This window comes from Microcystis sp. M49636_WE2, from assembly GCF_030065375.1.
Lineage (GTDB): Bacteria > Cyanobacteriota > Cyanobacteriia > Cyanobacteriales > Microcystaceae > Microcystis > Microcystis aeruginosa_C.
Window position 1 is genome coordinate 1 of the sequence record NZ_JASJFG010000650.1, and the last position, 2,545, is coordinate 2,545.

A 2,545-nucleotide genomic window follows, 5' to 3' on the forward strand; every position below is an offset into this window, starting at 1 on the left:
GGAGGCTCTTATGGAAAAGCAGCCGTCAGAAATCGATACCGAGTTGGATGCACAGCTAAAAGAGGAGGATTCCGAGCAGTTTCTGCGTAGTATATTTAATTCCGTGCAAGCGTCGATTTTTGTGGTGGACGTGCTGGAAAATAGAGATTTTCGCTATGTGGGAGCAAACCCCGTTCATGAATGCTGGACAGGATTGCGCTCATCAGATATTAAAGGCAAAACTCCCGAACAAATCCTTCCCCCCGATGATGCGCGTAGTGTGCGGCAACACTACAGTGACTGTGTACGTTACGGAACGACTATTTCCTACGAACAGTATTTACCTTTTCAAAATATACCCTACTGGTGGCTAACGACTTTAACACCCCTACGGGATGACAATGGGAGCATCTATCGTTTAGTGGGAACCAGTACCAATATCACCGAACGCAAACAGGCCGAAGAAGCTTTAAGATTACAAGCAGAACGGGAACAACTACTGGGGGTAATGCAGGAAAGAATCCGGCAATCGTTGGATCTTGATCGCATTTTGCAAAGAACTGTTAAAGAAGTGCGACAATTTCTCAACTGCGATCGAGTGTTAATTTATCGTTTATTCCCCGATCATAGTGGCATGATTGTGGTGGAATCCCATACTGCGAGGATTAATTCTGTCTTAGGAAACAGGATCCAGGATCCCTGTTTTAATTTATCCCCAGAACGTCTGGAAAATTATCGTCGCGGCAGGATTCAAGTTATTGAAAATGTCCATAATTCGGGACTTGATCCCTGTTATCGCAACTTACTTACTTCTTTGCAAGTACAGGCTAACTTGGTGGTGCCGATTATCTGCGATAACCAACTCTGGGGGTTACTAATTGCCCAGAATTGCCAAAAAACTCGCCCTTGGCAATCCCAAGAAATCGATCTACTCAAACAATTAGCCATTCAAGTGGGAATTGCCATTCAACAAGCAGAACTGCACCAACGGGTAAAATGCTTGAATACTGCTCTAGAATCGGAGGTTCAGCAAAGAACCGCCGAATTGCAGATGAGTTTGAAGTATGAAGCCTTAATCGGACGGATTACCGAAAAAATTCGCGATAGTCTCGATGAAAATCATATTCTGCAAACCACCACTAGGGAATTAGTGCAGGTTTTACCCGTAGAAAGGGCCCAAATTGAGCTTTACGATCCCAGTCGCAGCAAAGCTACTATTGTCCACGAATATACCACTCAAAAGCTTATCTGTCAGGGAATTACCCGTCAAATTAGCGATTTTCCCGAAATCTATCAACCGCTGCTGCACAAACAAATTTTACAATTTGTTGATCGTCTTCCCCTTGGTAATCCGCAAATTGGTCGTGTTAACCGTTGCGCTTGTGCTATCTTTGACGATAAGGGTTTTTTGGGCAATCTTTGGCTAATTCGACCAGCTAATCATATTTTTAACTCCTTAGAAACTAATTTGATTCAACATATTGCCACCGAATGTGCGATCGCTATTCGACAGGCGCGACTTTACGAATCTTCCCAAGCACAAGTGCGGGAACTAGAAAAACTGGAAAGATTAAAAAGCGAATTCCTGAAAACCCTTTCCCATGAACTGCGAACCCCGATTACCAGCATTCGTCTAGCGGTGGAAACCCTAGAGAGTCTCCTAGAAGATCAAGGGATCGAGATCGCTCCAGAGGATTCGATCGGTGAACTGTTGCAAATTCTTAACATTGAATCTCAACGTCAGAGTAAGTTAGTTAATGATCTGTTGACTTTAACCTATCTGGATGCGGAAACCGAACCCCCGGCGATGGAAGCGATCGACTTACTTTCTTGGCTACCCTTATTAGTGGAACCTTTTCGCACTCTCACCCGCGAGCGACAACAGCAGTTAATTTTAGATATAGATGGGGATATACCGGAGATTAACAGCAGTCTGTGTCATATTGAGCGCATCATAGCGGAATTACTGACCAATGCTTCTAAATATACTCCGGAGCAGGGAATAATTAGGGTAAATGTCTGGCGTGCGGATGAGCAAATATTAATTAGTGTGAGCAATTTAGGAGTAGAAATCGCCCTAGAGGAATTATCAAGAATATTTGCCCCTTTTTATCGCATTCCTAACCAAGATCCCTGGCGCTACAGTGGCACCGGTTTAGGTTTAGCTTTGGTCGGCAAACTGATTAAACCCCTGAATGCTACCATCGATGTCACCAGTGCCAACGCTGTCACCACCTTTACCCTCACCCTGCCAATCTAGTCGAGCGGAAAACTTTTTAGAAAAAAACCTTGCAATTATTTCGAGGGCGTGCTATGTTGAGAAAGGACAAAAAAAACGCCGAGATAGCTCAGTTGGTAGAGCAGAGGACTGAAAATCCTCGTGTCCGCGGTTCAAATCCGCGTCTTGGCATCGGAAAAACAATAGAATTTGCCCTGTATTTACTTTCTAGTCTGCTAGGTTTTGTAAATGCAAGAATAGGCGGTGAGAATGCGTCTTAGCTTATCAGTGATGATACGGGCTGCCTATCTTCGCTCGGATTTGGATCTTCAGTTCACTGATAACTGA

At 44.1% G+C, this 2,545-nt stretch carries 1 protein-coding gene and 1 tRNA gene; both read left to right on the forward strand.

The annotated features are described in order from the left end of the window. Positions 1–10: 10 nt before the first annotated feature. Positions 11–2,239, forward strand: a complete 2,229-nt coding sequence (locus PX484_RS15025) for a sensor histidine kinase (RefSeq protein ID WP_287764756.1) — start codon at positions 11–13, stop codon at positions 2,237–2,239. A 77-nt stretch (positions 2,240–2,316) separates the two neighbouring features. Then, positions 2,317–2,389 (forward strand) — tRNA-Phe (locus PX484_RS15030). The last annotated feature ends 156 nt before the right edge of the window (positions 2,390–2,545 follow it).

Excerpts from the sequence above, each read along its gene's own strand:
- PX484_RS15025 (WP_287764756.1), top strand. The coding sequence starts at position 11 with ATGGAAAAGCAGCCGTCAGAAATCGATACCGAGTTGGATGCACAGCTA.